The following is a 13,717-nucleotide window of genomic DNA, read 5'->3' on the forward strand; positions in this document are numbered from 1 at the left end:
GTCAGCCCACCGTCACCTTGTGGCCGTTGACCGACGGGACGCCGGCGGGAGCGGTGCGGTACTTGCGCAGCTCGGCGACGGCGATGGAGCGCTTGTGCACCTCGTCGGGGCCGTCGGCGAGGCGCAGCGTGCGCATGTGTGCGTACATCATCGCGAGCGGGAAGTCGTCGGTGACGCCGCCGCCGCCGTGCACCTGGATGGCACGGTCGATGATCTTCAGCGCCATCGTCGGGGCGGCGACCTTGATGGCCGCGATCTCCATGCGTGCCTGCTTGTTGCCGACGGTGTCCATCAGGTGCGCCGCCTTCAGGGTGAGCAGCCGGGTCATCTCGATCTCGATGCGGGCCTCGGCGATCCAGTCCTGGATGTTGGCGCGCTCGCTGAGGGGCTGACCGAACGTCACCCGGCTCGACGCGCGCCGGCACAGGAGCTCGAGGGCCCGCTCGGCCATGCCGATGGCGCGCATGCAGTGGTGGATGCGGCCGGGTCCGAGCCGGGCCTGGCTGATCGCGAAGCCCTCGCCCTCGCCCGCGAGGACGTCCTTGCTCGGCACCCGCACGTTCTCGAAGGTGATCTCGGCGTGGCCCTCGCGGTCGGCGTACCCGAAGACCGGCAGGTTGCGCACCACTGTCACGCCGGGGGCGTCGATCGGGACGACCATCATCGACTGCTGGCGGTGCGGGGCGGCGGTGGGATCGGTCTTGCCCATCACGATGAGCACCTTGCAGTTCTTGTGCATCGCGTTGGAGGCGAACCACTTACGCCCGTTGAGGACGTACTCGTCGCCGTCCCGGACCATGGACAGCTCGATGTTGGTGGCGTCGGAGCTGGCGACGGCGGGTTCGGTCATCGCGAACGCCGAGGCCATCGTGCCCTCGAGCAGCGGGCGCAGGTACTTCTCCTTGTGCTCGTCGGTCCCGAAGAGGGTGAGCACCTCCATGTTGCCGGTGTCGGGGGCGTTGCAGTTGCACGCCTCGGAGGCGATGTGGCTGCGGCCCATGATCTCGGCGAGGGGCGCGTACTCGAGGTTGGTCAGACCCGGGCCCCAGTCGGGGTGGGGGTGGAAGAGGTTCCACAGGCCACGCCGGCGGGCCTCGGCCTTGAGCTCCTCGAGGATCGGGGGCTGGAAGTGCGGGTCCCCGGAGGCGCGCATCTGCTCCTCGTACACCGCCTCGGCGGGGTAGACGTGCTCGTCCATGAAGGCGAGCAGGGTGTCGCGGTACTGCACGGTGCGCTCGGACATTTCGTAGACCGACATGGTCACTCCTGGCGGAAGGGGGGGCAGGGCTGGGATCGCCCGTCGTCGAAGGCGGTGCGTCGCGAAGAGGATGGTGACGGACGTCTCCCTCTCTGTATAGTTGAACGCGGTTTCAACTTCAAGTTTTGATTCGGCGCGAGTCGTTCCGGCCGCGCGGAGAGGAAGCATCCATGACCGACGACATCACCACCCTGCCCGTGCGTCCCACGGGCCTCGACGACCTCCAGGCCCTGGTGGGACGGGATATCGGGCCGACGGACTGGGTGCCGGTCACCCAGGAACTCGTGAACGCCTTCGCCGAGGTCACCGACGACCACCAGTGGATCCACGTCGACCCCGAGCGCGCCGCGACGAGTCCTCTGGGCACGACGATCGCGCACGGTCTGCTAGTGCTCTCGCTGGGGCCGGGACTGTCCTACAAGCTCATGAGCTTCGACGGGTTCGCCCACGGGCTCAACTACGGCTACGACAAGGTGCGCTTCGTCTCGCCGCTGCCGGTGGGCTCCCGCATCCGGATGCGCATGCAGGTTCTCGGGGCCGAGGCCGCCGGCGGCGGCATCCAGATCCGGACGCTGCAGACGTTCGAGCGCGAGGGGCAGGAGAAGCCGGTCGCGGTGGCCGAGTCGCTCGCCCGCGTCGTCGCCTGAGGGGTATACGGCAAAGATGCTGCCGGCCTCCACGAGTGATCGTGGAGGCCGGCAGCACCCGTTCCGGTTACCGTGCGTGGGCGATGCCCGGGACGGCCTTCGGGTCGCGGCGCACCGCGGCGGGGTTGGTCTCCTTCAGCACCCACGCCGAGAACAGCGTGAGGGCGCCCATCAGGGCCACGAACACCGAGACCCACGTCGTCGTGCCGGTGTTGGCGATCAGGGCGGTCATGATGAACGGCGTGCCACCGCTGACGGTGACGGCGGCGAGCTGGTAGGCGAGCGACGCGCCCGAGAGCCGGACGTTCGGTTCGAAGAGCTCGCCCAGGTACGCCGCCAGTGGGCCGTACGTCATGGACTGGAAGATCGAGCCGACCGTGACGGCCACCGCGAACAACACGAGATTCGCGGTGTTGACGAGCCAGAAGTAGGGGAAGGCCCACAGCACGAGCGCCGCGGCCCCGATCATGATCATCGGCCGGCGGCCGACGCGGTCGGAGATCCACCCCGACCACAGGATGAACCCGAGACCCACCAGCGAGCTGGCCAGCGACACGGCCAGGATCGAGTTGCGGTTCATGCCGAGTTCGGTGGTGCCGTAGCTCAGGACGCCGGCGATGCTGATGTAGAACAGCGAGTTCGTCGCGGCGAGCAGGCCGCAGCCCAGCAGGATCTTGCGCCAGTGGGTGCGGATCGCCTCGGCCAGCGGGGCCTGGACGACCTGCTGCTCGGGCCGGGTGGCTGCGACTTCGGCCTGCAGTTCCCGGAATTCGGGGGTGTCCTCCACCTTGGTCTGGATGTAGAGGACGACGGGGAACAGCGCCGCGCTGGCGAGGAACGGGATCCGCCAGCCCCAGTCGAGGAACACCTCGTTCGGCATCGCGGCCGTCGCCGTCAGGAAGGCGACGTTGCCCAGGATGACGCCGCACGGCACACCCATCTGCCCGAACGTGCCGGCGAAGCCGCGCCGCTTGGGATCCGCGGACTCGGTGAGCAGCAGGACGATTCCGCCCCACTGTCCGCCGCAGGCGATGCCCTGCAGGAAGCGCAGCGTCACCAGGAGGATGGGGGCGAGGACGCCGATGGAGGCGGCGGAGGGCAGGCAGCCGATGAGGAACGTCGCCAGGCCCATGAGCAGCAGGGAGACCACGACGACGGGTTTGCGGCCGTAGCGGTCACCGAAGTGGCCGGCTACGAGTCCGCCGATGGGACGGGCCACGAATCCGGCCCAGAAGGTGCTGAAGGACAACAGCGTTCCCATCAGGGGTGAGCTGTCGGGGAAGAACACGTGCGGGAAGACCAGCGCCGCGGCGGTGCCGTAGAGAAAGAAGTCGTACCACTCGATCGAGCTGCCGATGAGCCCGGCGGCGAGCAGCTTACGATGAGCGCGCGTGTGGTGCGACGTGCCGGCGGGCGCGATGCCGGTCGGACTCACGGATGACGATGTCACAGATCAATTCCTCCGGTCGGACGGGCCGAGAAACAGCACTCAAACATGAATTCGGGTTCAGGCTGTGGTGCTAGTCTGGGGCATCCGTCATGTGATGTCAATCACGAGCGGGCCTCCCCCCAAAATGTCACTCGACGAAGGGAAACCAGTCATGGCCAGTGTTCTCGACCCCGTCCTCGCCCATGCGGACGCGGCGCCGGAACGCATCGCCCTGCGCACGCAGGACGGGCAGCGAAGCTATCGCCGGCTTCGCGACGACGCGCTGCGCTACGGCGCACTGCTCCGCGGTCGCGGCGTCACCACCGGCGACCGGGTGCTCCTGCTCGCCCCGTCGGTACCCGAATTCGTCGTGGCCTACCTGGGCATCCAGGCGGTCGGCGCCGTGGTGGTTCCGGTGAACACCATGTCCACCGCGGCCGAGCTGAGCTATACGCTCGGGGACTCGCGGGCCGTGCTCGCGATCGCCTGGCACGGCGCCTCCGCCTCGGTGGCCGAGGCCGCGGAGGGTCTCGGCGTGCCGTGGCTGCCGCTGGAGCCGGGCGCCGCGGTCGAGGAGGACCCCATCGACCCCGTCGACCGTGCCGACGGCGACATCGCGGCGGTGCTGTACACGTCGGGCACCACCGGCCGCCCCAAGGGGGCCCAGCTCACCGTCTCGAATCTGCTGTCCGCGGGCCGTATTTCGTGCACATTGTCCGGATCGGGACCCGAGGACCGCGTGGGGACCGGATTGCCGCTGTTCCACATCTTCGGCCAGGCCTCGGTGATGATGTCGGCGTTCACCGCCGGATCCTCCCTGTCCCTGCTGTCCCCGTTCGACCCGGCGGCGATGCTCGATCTCGTGGTCCGGGATCGGCTGACGGTGGTGTGCGGGGTTCCGACCATGTGGAACGCGATGCTGCATGCCGAATCGCCCTACGGCCCGGCGGATTTCGAGGGGCTGCGGCTGGCGGTCTCGGGGGGAGCGTCGCTGCCGGGTGAGGTGGCCCGCGACTTCGGGCAGCGCTTCGGCTGCACCATCCGGGAGGGCTACGGCCTGACGGAAACCACGGCCATGGCGACCTTCTCATGGGGGGACGTCCCGGCGCGCATCGGGTACAGCGGAACCGCGGCCCCGGACATCGAGGTCGAGGTCTACGGGCCGGACGGTGCCCCGTGCGGGCCCGGCGAGGTGGGGGAGGTGTTCGTCCGCGGACCCGTCGTCATGGCCGGCTACTGGCAGCGCCCGGCCGACACCGCGGCCGTGCTCGACGAGCAGGGCTGGTTCCGCACCGGCGACCTCGGAGAGTTCGACGAGCAGGGCCGGTTGCGCATCGTCGACCGCGTCAAGGACCTCGTCATCCGCGGCGGCTACAACGTGTACCCCAGCGAGGTGGAGGAGGTGCTCTACGAGCATCCCGACGTCGTCGAGGCCGCCGTGGTGGGCGTCCCGGACCGGCACTACGGCGAGGAGATCGCCGCGGTGGTCGTGCTGCGCGACGGCGGCGGCGCCGACGCCGAGGACGTCGTGCGATGGTGCCGGGAGCGGTTGTCCGCCTACAAGGCACCCCGCATCGTCCGCTTCGTCGACGCACTGCCGAAGGGGGCGTCCGGGAAGATCCTCAAGCGGGCCATCGACCGGGACGAGTTGTCCCGGTTCGTCGTACGCCGCACCGAGTCGGCGGTGTGATCCGCGCCGTCCGCTGCCGGGTGCCACACCCGGCAGCGGACGGCACCCGACTCAGTACGTGTCGCGGCGTTCGAAGATCTCGCGCGGGTTGTCGATCAGCATCCGGTCGATGTCCGCCTCGCTCACCCCGGCCTCCCGCAGGGCGGGCAGCACGTCGTTGTGCAGGTGCATGTAGCTCCACCGCGGCGTCTCCACGGCGAGCATCTTCGGATCGAGCCAGTCGTTGAGGGTGGCGTAGTCCTGCGACAGCAGCATCCGGCCGGCATAGCCGCGCTCGACGAGGGTTGCGATGGTCTTCACCCGCTGCTCGAAGCCGAGGTAGACGTCGACGCCGCAGCGGTCCATGCCGATGTACGACCCGGCGTCCATCAGCGACGTGAGGTAGCCGATGTCGTCGGAATCGCCGCTGTGGCCGACGATCACACGGGAGAGGTCGACACCCTCCTCGGTGAACAGGCGCTGCATCACCAGCCCCGACTCGGAGTGGGCGTGGGTGTGCACGGTGATCGGCACGCCGGTGCGGCGGTGGGCGACCGCCACGGCCCGGGCCGTGCGCTCGACGCCTGCGGTCAGGCCCGGAGCGTCGATGGCGCACTTGAGCATTCCGGCGCGCACTCCGGAATCGAGGATGCCCTCCTCGATGTCGCGGACGAAGAAGTCCACCAGGGGTTCCGGGCCACCGAACAGGGTGCCGGGGCCGCGGTAGTGGAAGTAGTGCGGCAGGTCCATGTAGGTGTAGAGACCGGTCGCCACGACGATGTTCATGTCGGTGGCCTCGGCGACCCGCCGGATCAGGTCGATGTTGCGGCCCGTGCCGACCACGGTGAGGTCGACGAACGTGTCGAAGCCGGCCGCGTGCACCTCCCGGACGCGGCCGATCGCCTCCGCGACCGCCGCGTCGAGGTCGACGCCGATGTCCCAGTTGCCGTGCAGTTCGGGGGAGAGGACGAACAGGTGCTCGTGCATCAACGTCCGGCCGAGGCTGCCGCTGTCGACGGTGCCGGTGACGGTGGGGACGGTGGTCATGGCGTCTCGCTTCCTGAAGACCTGAATTGGAATTCAGCTTCATATGAGACCACGATGAGACGCCTGTCACAAGACCCCACCGGCGTCGGGCGCAGTCAGCCCTGCGGCTCGACCCGCGTCATCGCCAGCACGTCGAGCCGCCGGTCCAGCTCCTCCTCGCTCAGGCCGTCGCCGATCAGGCCCCGGTCGATCACCGCCTGCCGGATCGTCTTCTTCTCCCGCAGCGCCTCCTTCGCGACCGCGGCGGCCTCCTCGTATCCGATCGCCGAGTTCAGCGGCGTCACGATCGACGGCGACGACTCCGCCAGTGTGCGCAGGTGCTCGGTGTTCGCCACGAGACCGTCGACGCACCGCTCGGCGAACAGGCGCGAGACGTTGGCCAGCAGGCGCAACGACTCGAGCAGGTTGCGGGCCATCATCGGGATGTACACGTTGAGCTCGAACGCGCCCGCGGCGCCGCCCCACGCCACGGCCGCGTCGTTGCCCACGACCTGCGCCGCCACCTGGGTCACCGCCTCCGGCAGCACGGGGTTCACCTTGCCCGGCATGATCGAGCTGCCCGGCTGCAGGTCCGGCAGCTGGATCTCGGCGAGACCCGTCAACGGACCCGACCCCATCCACCGGATGTCGTTCGCGATCTTCGTCAGCGAGACCGCGATGGTCCGCAGCGCCCCGGACGCCTCGACCAGACCGTCGCGCGCGGCCTGCGCTTCGAAACTGTTCTTCGCCGGCGTCAGCGCCTCCACCCCGGTCGCGCGCACCAGTTCGGCGACGACGCGGGGGCCGAACCCCTCGGGGGCATTCAGGCCCGTCCCGACGGCGGTGCCGCCGATGGCCAGCTCGCCGAGCCGCGGCAGCGTCGCCTGCACCCGCTCGATGCCGGCCTCGATCTGCCGGGCGTAGCCCCCGAACTCCTGCCCGAGCGTGACCGGCACGGCATCCATCAGATGGGTCCGGCCGGACTTGACGACCCGCTTCCACTCCTCCGCCTTCGCGGCGAGGGACGCCCGCAGCTGGTCGAGGGCCGGGATGAGATCCTTCACCGCCGCCTCGGTGGCGGCGACGTGCGTCGCGGTGGGGAAGGTGTCGTTCGACGACTGCGACATGTTGACGTGATCGTTGGGATGCACCGTCACCCCGCGCTGCGCGGCGAGGCTCGCGATGACCTCGTTGGCGTTCATGTTCGAGCTCGTGCCCGAACCGGTCTGGAACACGTCGATGGGGAACTGGTCGTCGTGCAGGCCCTCGGCGATCTCGGTAGCGGCGGCGACGATCGCGTCGGCCTTCTCCGCGTCGAGCAGGCCCAGGTCCTGGTTGACCCGGGCACACGCCGCCTTGAGCAGGCCCATCGCGCGGATCTGGGTGCGTTCGAGGCCGCGGCCGGAGATCGGGAAGTTCTCCACGGCCCGCTGGGTCTGAGCGCGCCACAGGGCGTCGGCCGGGACCCGGACCTCACCCATGGTGTCGTGTTCGATTCGGAACTGCTGCTCGGGATTTTCGGCCATGGCTTCACAGTAGGCGGCTCGCGCCGCAGGGGCGCCCCTTCGGACCGGCGGAGATCCGAAAGGACACCACGACCGCGAAGCGGGTCACGGCATGGGAGGAACGGCCCCCGCGACGCCGTGGAAATCGATCGACGTGAACTCGCTGAGCTTCTTCAGACGGTGGTACGCCTCGACCATCCGGACGGTGCCGGACTTGCTGCGCATCACGATCGACTGCGTCGTCGCGCCGCCGCCGTAGTAGCGGACACCCTTGACGAGTTCGCCGTCGGTGACGCCGGTCGCGCAGAAGAAGATGTTCTCGCCCTTGACCAGGTCCGTGGTGGTCAGCACGCGGCCCGGTTCGTGGCCCGCGTCGATCGCCTTCTGCCGCTCCGCGTCGTCCTTCGGCGCCAGCCGGCCCTGCAGCGCGCCACCCATGCAGCGCATCGCGGCCGCGGCGATGATGCCCTCCGGGGTGCCGCCGATGCCGAGCAGCATGTCGACACCCGAACCCGGGCGCGCCGCGGCGATCGCGCCGGCGACGTCACCGTCGGAGATCAGGCGGATGCGCGCGCCGGTCGCGCGCACATCGCTGATGAGCTGCGCGTGCCGGGGACGGTCGAGGATCGTGACGGTGATGTCGGAGATCTCCGAGTGCTTCGCCTTCGCGACCCGGCTGATGTTCTCGGCGACGGGCGCGGTGATGTCGATGACGTCCGCGGCCTCCGGGCCGACGGCGATCTTGTCCATGTAGAACACGGCGGACGGGTCGAACATGGCGCCGCGCTCGGCGACGGCGAGCACCGCGATGGAGCCGGGCGCACCCTTCGCCATCAGGGTGGTGCCGTCGATCGGGTCGACCGCCACGTCGCACAGCGGGCCGTCGCCGTTGCCGACCTCCTCGCCGTTGTAGAGCATGGGCGCCTCGTCCTTCTCGCCCTCACCGATCACGACGACGCCGCGCATCGACACCGAGCTGACCATGTGACGCATGGCGTCGACGGCGGCGCCGTCGCCGCCTTCCTTGTCACCGCGGCCGACCCAGCGGCCCGCAGCCATCGCCGCGGCCTCGGTGACACGCACCAGCTCGAGGGCGAGATTGCGGTCCGGGGCCTGGCGGCGGGTCGGGGTGCTGGCCGTCATGGGCTACTGCCTCCTGATGCAGTCGGTCGGCGCGGACGCCGACGCGGGACGGCCGCCGAGGGGACAGCCGCCGGGTTCCGATGGTTTCGAGTGGTAATTCTCTCATCACCGCCCCGTCGGCGGGGCTCGGACCCGGCCACGTGCGGGTATCGGTGCGGACGGCTGTCAGACTGGAAGCGTGGCCTCCCAGAAACCCCGCATTCTCCACGACACGCGCGACATGGCGTGGTCGCTGATCCCGCTTCTGCTGATCATGGTCGTCGTGGCCGCGATCGCCAGCCAATGCTCCTTCAGCCCCGGCGGCCCCACTGCGGGACCCGTGCCCAGCTTCGACGTCGACGCCGGCCTGAAGTACGACGCCCGCGAGCTGGACTTCCCGATCCGGCAGCCGAAGGTGCCCGAGGACTGGCAGGCCAACTCCGGCAGCCGCAGCATCATCACCGGCGAGCAGGGTGGCGATTCGAGCACCGTCGGATTCATCACCCCTGACGGCCGATACGTGCGGTTCACCCAGTCGAATGCGGGGGAGGACGAGCTGGTGCGGTTCGTCGCCGGGGAGCCGCGCACCGCGACCGGGGCGCAGAGCCTCGCCGGCCGCGACTGGGTGGTCTACGGCGGCGAGGGCGTCGAACCGCTGTGGGTGTCCGACTTCGGCGACGTCCGGATCCTCATCGGCGGCTCCGGCGACGAGGCCGAGTTCCGCGAGCTGGCGACCGCCGCGGGTGCGGCCGAACCGCTGCAGCCCTAGCAGCCGCTCCGCTCACTCCTCGTCGTCGGCGTGCGACAGCGCGGTCTCCACACGTTGCCGGGCACCGGCGAGATGCTCCTCGCAGCGCCGCGCGAGCGCCTCGCCCCGTTCCCACAGCGCCAGCGAATCGTCCAGGTCCAAGCCACCCTGTTCGAGCATCTTGACCACGTTGACCAGTTCGTCGCGCGCACGCTCGTAGCCGAACTCCGCCACGTCGTCGTTCGGGCCGCTCGCGGAGGTGGTCTTCGGGCCGCTCGCGGCCGTGGTCTTCGTCTCGCTCATCCGTTCCCCGTCACTTCTCTCGTCCGATGACGGCGGCGCGCAGCGCCCCGTCGGTGACCCGCACCCGCAGCTGGGTGCCGGGCGGTGCGTCGCCGGCCGACCGCAGCACCTCCGGATCCCCGTCGGGGACCACCCGCTGGACCACCGCGTAGCCGCGGGCGAGGGTGGCGGCGGGACCGAGGGTCGCGAGCCGCGCACCGAGGTGCTCGATCCGGGCGGCCTCGGCGTCGATCGCGCGGGTCACGTCGCGACGGGCGCACTGCTGCAGCCGCTCGATCTCCTCGCTTCGCCGGTCGACGGTGCGCAGGGGGTCTGCGAGCACCGGCCGGCTGCGCAACTGCTCGATCACCTGCTCCTCCCGGCGCACCCAGTTCCGCAGCGCCGCCGCCGACCGCCCTCGTAGCTCGTCCACCAGGTCCTGTTCGGCCACCGCGTCCGGCACGATCCGTTTGGCGGCGTCGGTGGGGGTCGCCGCCCGCAGGTCGGCGACGTGGTCGGACAGCGGGCTGTCCGGTTCGTGCCCGATGGCGCTGACCACCGGCGTCGTGCACCGGACGATCGCGCGGCACAGCGCCTCGTCCGAGAACGGCAGCAGGTCCTCCACGCTGCCGCCGCCGCGCGCGAGCACGATGACGTCGACGGACGGGTCGGCGTCGAGTTCCTCGAGCGCATCCAGGATCTGCGGGACCGCGGTGGGCCCCTGGACGGCGGTGTTGCGGATCGCGAAACGGACGGCCGGCCATCGGCGCTGCGCGACGCTGAGCACGTCCCGCTCGGCGGCGCTCGCGCGCCCGGTGATCAGACCGATCCGCTGCGGCAGGAACGGCAGGGGCCGCTTGAGCCGAGGGTCGAACAGTCCCTCGGCCGCGAGCAGCGCACGCAGCCGCTCGATGCGGGCGAGGAGTTCGCCGATACCGACGGCGCGGATCTCGGTGACCCGCAGGGCGAGGGTGCCGCGGCCGGTCCAGAACGACAGCTTGCCGAACATCACCACCCGGCTGCCCTCGGTGAGCGGTACGGGGGAGTTCTGCACCAGTTGCGGCGAGCACGTCACCGACAGCGACATGTCCGCCGACGGATCCCGCAACGTGAGGAACGCGGTGCGGGTGCCGGGACGCACGTTGAGCTGGGTGATCTGGCCCTCCACCCAGACCGAACCGAGCCGGTCGATCCAGCCGGCGACCTTCTGCGAGACGGTCCGGACCGGCCACGGATGCTCCGCGGAGTTGGACGGGGTGACCGTGGGCGCGGAGGTCACTTGGTGCTTGCGTTCGCGATCCGGTTGGACAGCATGGTCTCGAACGGATCGCGTGCGCGCGTGGCGCTCTCGTACTCGAGCAGCGCCCGCAGGTCCTCGACCGACAGGGTGCGCATCCGGGCCCGCAGCTGTGCCAGGGTCAGCGACGGGTAGTCGAGCAGTTCGACGATCTCGGGCACCTCGGATCCTGCCGCGCTCCCGGCGGCTGTCTTCTTCGCCGCCTTCTTCGCGGATTTGCCCCCGGCCGCGTCGGCGCCGCCGACGGCGGTCTTGCCGGCGCTGATCTTCGCGGCGGTGGACTCGGCGGGCGACCCGGTCTCGGCGGCGCCGGAGCCGGCGGTCTCCGTCTCGGCGACGGGGGACTTGCCCGCCTTCGGGCCGGCGGCCACCGGCACCGCGGCCTCCGCGGCCGGCGGCATCGAGTAGAGCGCGAACCGCCCCGGCGCTGCGGCGGTCGACATCTCGGCAGTGCCCGCCGGCACCTCGGCGTCGTCGTCGAAGGTGGCCCACGACGGCTCCTCGGCGGGGGCCGCGCCGAGCAGCTCGAACAGCTGGTCGCCCTTGATGGCGAGCGACGTCATCGTCTGCTGGATCCGCATCGTTGTCTGAAGGATCTGGCTGACCGTGGTCATCGGCAGCGCGACCGCGGTGGACGGCAGCTTGAGGGTCTCTTCGTACGCGGTGACGGCCAGCCCGGCCGCCACCCGCGCCATGAACGGTGGACGGATCATGAGAAACAGACTGCCTCACGTGCCGCCCGATTGGTAGCCGACGAGGGCCGACCCCGCGAACGGCCCGTACCCTGGAGGCATGTCTGCGCCTGTTCCCCTCGAAGTCGGAATCACTCGGTCGGCCGGTTCACCTGCTGCCGGTAAGCGCGTCCTGCTCGCCGAGCCGCGCGGGTACTGCGCCGGCGTCGACCGGGCCGTCGAAACGGTGGAGAAGGCACTCGAGAAGCACGGTGCCCCGATCTACGTCCGCAAGGAGATCGTCCACAACCGTCACGTGGTCGAGACCCTCGCCGAGCGTGGCGTGGTCTTCGTCGACGAGACCGACCAGGTGCCGGCGGGCGCGGTGCTGGTGTTCTCGGCGCACGGTGTCTCGCCCGCGGTGCACGCCTCCGCCGCCGAACGCAACCTGCGCACCATCGATGCCACGTGCCCGCTGGTGACGAAGGTGCACCAGGAGGCCAAGCGCTTCGCCCGCGACGACTACGACATCCTGCTCATCGGTCACGAGGGTCACGAGGAGGTGGAAGGCACCGCCGGCGAGGCTCCCGACCACGTCCAGCTCGTCGACGGGCCCGACGCGGTCGACCACGTCACCGTGCGCGACGAGGCCAAGGTGATCTGGCTGTCGCAGACCACCCTCAGCGTCGACGAGACCATGGAGACGGTCCAGCGGCTGCGCACGAAGTTCCCCCTGCTGCAGGACCCCCCGAGCGACGACATCTGCTACGCCACCCAGAATCGGCAGGTGGCGGTCAAGGCGATGGCGCCCGAATGCGACCTCGTCATCGTCGTGGGCTCGCGCAACTCGTCGAACTCGGTGCGGCTCGTGGAGGTGGCGCTGGGTGCCGGTGCCCGGGCCGCGCATCTCGTCGACTACGCCCGCGAGGTCGACCCGGCCTGGCTCGAGGGCGTGCAGACCGTCGGGATCACCTCGGGCGCATCGGTGCCGGAGGTTCTGGTGCGCGGCGTGATCGACCTGCTCGCCGAGCACGGCTTCGCCGACGTGCAGTCGGTGACCACGGCCAACGAGACCCTGGTGTTCGCGCTGCCCCGGGAACTGCGCTCCGCGCGGCGCGCCTGATCCGGCGCGCTCAGTCCTCGTACCGGTCCCGGTAGCGCACCCGGGGCCGCCGGTGTTCCGGGGTCTCCGGAACCGGGGACTGCCTGCGGGGCGGCGGGGGAACATCGCCCCGCTCGTAGGGCCGGTCGGTGCGGCTCCGGTGGTCGCCGCGCCGGTCGTATTCCCGGCGGGCCTCGGCGGCCCGTCGCGGTGCCGGTTCGCTGCGCCGCGGCCGGTCGGCGACGTCACGTGCCGCGGCCGGTTCGGTTGCGCCGCGACGGACCGCGTCCGGAGCCGGGGCCGGGGCGGTGGTGCGGCGCCGCACCACCGGGTTGTCGCGCGTGTCCGCCACCTGCCGCACGCTGGCCTTGGTGGAGGCGGGCGGCCGCGCGGCCGGGCGCCCGCGACGGCCCCGCGCCGGCTTCGCAGGCACGGCGGTGTCGCGGTCCTGCTGCGCGGCCCGCGACGGGGCCTTGGCCGCACGCGCTGCCGCGCGTGCGCTCCTCCTGCCCGCTCGGGTCCTGCCCGCTCGGGCCGGAGCCGGCACCGGGGGCCGGCTCAGGAAGATCCGCAGGCCGCCGACGACCAGGACCGCCACCGTGGCGGTGAGCATCACGGGAAAGCGGTTCACCAGCGGATACGCGACGTTGAGCGCCAGATCCTTCAGGCCGCCGCCGCCGGATTCGACGAGGAACTCCTGCGCGATCGGGACGGCGATGAGGAGCAGTAGCGGCGGCTGCGCCATCGCCGTGAACAGCGCCCGGTGCTGCACGGCCGCCACCGCCGCGATGCATCCGAGCACGTAGAACGCGGAGAACGCCGAGCCGAGCTCGTTACCGCGTGCCGCGTCGATGAGGAAGCCGAGCAGGGTCGAGCCCGCCGCGACGAGGATCGCGCCCCACCACGGGACGCCAGGCACAGTGGGCGCCACCGACCGCATGTCGAGCGGCACCGCCGAGCG

13 protein-coding genes are annotated in these 13,717 nt (G+C 70.7%); 4 read left to right on the plus strand and 9 right to left on the minus strand.

Annotation, left to right across the window (positions count from 1 at the left end; translation table 11 throughout):
• Position 1 precedes the first annotated feature (1 nt).
• Positions 2–1,258, minus strand: a complete 1,257-nt coding sequence (locus tag ISO16_RS25295; protein WP_072634678.1) for an acyl-CoA dehydrogenase family protein — start codon at positions 1,256–1,258, stop codon at positions 2–4.
• Between the two features lie 170 nt (positions 1,259–1,428).
• Between ISO16_RS25295 and ISO16_RS25300 the strand changes: the two genes are divergently transcribed.
• Positions 1,429–1,905, plus strand: a complete 477-nt coding sequence (locus ISO16_RS25300; RefSeq protein WP_029542221.1) for a MaoC family dehydratase — start codon at positions 1,429–1,431, stop codon at positions 1,903–1,905.
• A gap of 67 nt (positions 1,906–1,972) precedes the next feature.
• Here the strand turns inward: ISO16_RS25300 and ISO16_RS25305 are convergent, their stop codons facing one another.
• Entirely contained in the window at positions 1,973–3,355 is a 1,383-nt protein-coding gene (locus tag ISO16_RS25305; protein ID WP_029542223.1) for an MFS transporter, read from the minus strand.
• A 151-nt stretch (positions 3,356–3,506) separates the two neighbouring features.
• On the opposite strand from ISO16_RS25305, the gene ISO16_RS25310 reads away from it, so the two are divergent.
• Positions 3,507–5,024 carry a class I adenylate-forming enzyme family protein gene (locus tag ISO16_RS25310; protein ID WP_072634679.1) on the plus strand — a complete coding sequence of 506 codons (1,518 nt, stop codon included), beginning with the start codon at positions 3,507–3,509 and terminating at the stop codon, positions 5,022–5,024.
• A gap of 51 nt (positions 5,025–5,075) precedes the next feature.
• Here the strand turns inward: ISO16_RS25310 and ISO16_RS25315 are convergent, their stop codons facing one another.
• From ISO16_RS25315 to glpX, 3 genes are all read right to left on the minus strand, one after another.
• Complete coding sequence (locus ISO16_RS25315) at positions 5,076–6,050, minus strand: phosphotriesterase family protein (protein ID WP_072634680.1); 975 nt, start codon at positions 6,048–6,050, stop codon at positions 5,076–5,078.
• 95 nt (positions 6,051–6,145) lie between these two features.
• A complete protein-coding gene (locus ISO16_RS25320) occupies positions 6,146–7,555 on the minus strand; it encodes a class II fumarate hydratase (RefSeq protein ID WP_029542230.1) in 1,410 nt (469 codons plus the stop codon).
• An 84-nt stretch (positions 7,556–7,639) separates the two neighbouring features.
• Positions 7,640–8,677 carry a class II fructose-bisphosphatase gene (gene glpX, locus ISO16_RS25325; RefSeq protein ID WP_006932905.1) on the minus strand — a complete coding sequence of 346 codons (1,038 nt, stop codon included), beginning with the start codon at positions 8,675–8,677 and terminating at the stop codon, positions 7,640–7,642.
• A 178-nt stretch (positions 8,678–8,855) separates the two neighbouring features.
• On the opposite strand from glpX, the gene ISO16_RS25330 reads away from it, so the two are divergent.
• Entirely contained in the window at positions 8,856–9,425 is a 570-nt protein-coding gene (locus ISO16_RS25330; RefSeq protein WP_072634681.1) for a DUF4245 domain-containing protein, read from the plus strand.
• Between the two features lie 12 nt (positions 9,426–9,437).
• Here ISO16_RS25330 and ISO16_RS25335 read toward each other — a convergent pair whose 3' ends face one another.
• Genes ISO16_RS25335 through ISO16_RS25345 form a run of 3 tightly spaced genes read right to left on the minus strand, consistent with a single transcriptional unit; the run spans position 9,438 to position 11,696 of the window.
• The gene (locus ISO16_RS25335) at positions 9,438–9,707 is read right to left on the minus strand and encodes an exodeoxyribonuclease VII small subunit (protein ID WP_072634682.1); all 270 of its coding nucleotides are present in this window, start codon (positions 9,705–9,707) and stop codon (positions 9,438–9,440) included.
• Positions 9,708–9,717: 10 nt separating this feature from the next.
• Positions 9,718–10,965: an exodeoxyribonuclease VII large subunit gene (gene xseA / locus ISO16_RS25340; RefSeq protein WP_072634683.1), complete on the minus strand. Its 1,248-nt coding sequence runs from the start codon at positions 10,963–10,965 to the stop codon at positions 9,718–9,720.
• Positions 10,962–11,696, minus strand: coding sequence for a lipid droplet-associated protein (locus ISO16_RS25345; protein ID WP_050034827.1), 735 nt, complete (start codon positions 11,694–11,696; stop codon positions 10,962–10,964). The genes xseA and ISO16_RS25345 overlap by 4 nt, the downstream gene beginning before the upstream one ends.
• 79 nt (positions 11,697–11,775) lie before the next feature.
• On the opposite strand from ISO16_RS25345, the gene ISO16_RS25350 reads away from it, so the two are divergent.
• Positions 11,776–12,777, plus strand: coding sequence for a 4-hydroxy-3-methylbut-2-enyl diphosphate reductase (locus ISO16_RS25350; protein ID WP_006932912.1), 1,002 nt, complete (start codon positions 11,776–11,778; stop codon positions 12,775–12,777).
• A gap of 10 nt (positions 12,778–12,787) precedes the next feature.
• Here ISO16_RS25350 and ISO16_RS25355 read toward each other — a convergent pair whose 3' ends face one another.
• Entirely contained in the window at positions 12,788–13,708 is a 921-nt protein-coding gene (locus tag ISO16_RS25355; RefSeq protein ID WP_083662451.1) for a DUF6542 domain-containing protein, read from the minus strand.
• Positions 13,709–13,717 lie beyond the last annotated feature (9 nt).

It is taken from the genome of Rhodococcus sp. M8 (genome assembly GCF_015654185.1).
In the GTDB taxonomy this organism is placed as follows: domain Bacteria; phylum Actinomycetota; class Actinomycetes; order Mycobacteriales; family Mycobacteriaceae; genus Rhodococcus; species Rhodococcus aetherivorans.

Coding starts and splice junctions, on each gene's coding strand:
- ISO16_RS25345 (WP_050034827.1), bottom strand. CDS start 11,696: ATGATCCGTCCACCGTTCATGGCGCGGGTGGCGGCCGGGCTGGCCGTC.
- ISO16_RS25300 (WP_029542221.1), top strand. CDS start 1,429: ATGACCGACGACATCACCACCCTGCCCGTGCGTCCCACGGGCCTCGAC.
- ISO16_RS25350 (WP_006932912.1), top strand. CDS start 11,776: ATGTCTGCGCCTGTTCCCCTCGAAGTCGGAATCACTCGGTCGGCCGGT.
- glpX (WP_006932905.1), bottom strand. CDS start 8,677: ATGACGGCCAGCACCCCGACCCGCCGCCAGGCCCCGGACCGCAATCTC.
- ISO16_RS25335 (WP_072634682.1), bottom strand. CDS start 9,707: ATGAGCGAGACGAAGACCACGGCCGCGAGCGGCCCGAAGACCACCTCC.
- ISO16_RS25315 (WP_072634680.1), bottom strand. CDS start 6,050: ATGACCACCGTCCCCACCGTCACCGGCACCGTCGACAGCGGCAGCCTC.
- ISO16_RS25295 (WP_072634678.1), bottom strand. CDS start 1,258: ATGTCGGTCTACGAAATGTCCGAGCGCACCGTGCAGTACCGCGACACC.
- ISO16_RS25310 (WP_072634679.1), top strand. CDS start 3,507: ATGGCCAGTGTTCTCGACCCCGTCCTCGCCCATGCGGACGCGGCGCCG.
- ISO16_RS25320 (WP_029542230.1), bottom strand. CDS start 7,555: ATGGCCGAAAATCCCGAGCAGCAGTTCCGAATCGAACACGACACCATG.